A 229-nucleotide genomic window follows, 5' to 3' on the forward strand; every position below is an offset into this window, starting at 1 on the left:
CTTGTTGAACCAACGCTTTAATGGCGGCGACTTCTACATTAAGCTCGCTTGCCATACGCCGATACTGTGAATCAGAAAAGAACTCTGATTTGGGGTAACTCAACCTCGAACCAAAAACACTGAATGCTACGGTACGCGGCTTGCCGGTATCCACCACTTTATAGTGATGCTCAATCGTAATCTTAGTCTTTTTCTTGTGAGACTTTGGATCAATAGTGACTTCTTTATT

General features: G+C 42.8%; 1 protein-coding gene. It reads right to left on the reverse strand.

The genetic code is table 11. The features are described 5' to 3' along the window. Nucleotides 1–229 (reverse strand): hypothetical protein (locus tag SB847_RS22490; protein ID WP_410579002.1); only part of this gene is annotated, 229 nt, incomplete at both ends.

The sequence above is a fragment of the Bacillus sp. SIMBA_026 genome, assembly GCF_046535335.1.
In the GTDB taxonomy this organism is placed as follows: domain Bacteria; phylum Bacillota; class Bacilli; order Bacillales; family Bacillaceae; genus Bacillus; species Bacillus velezensis.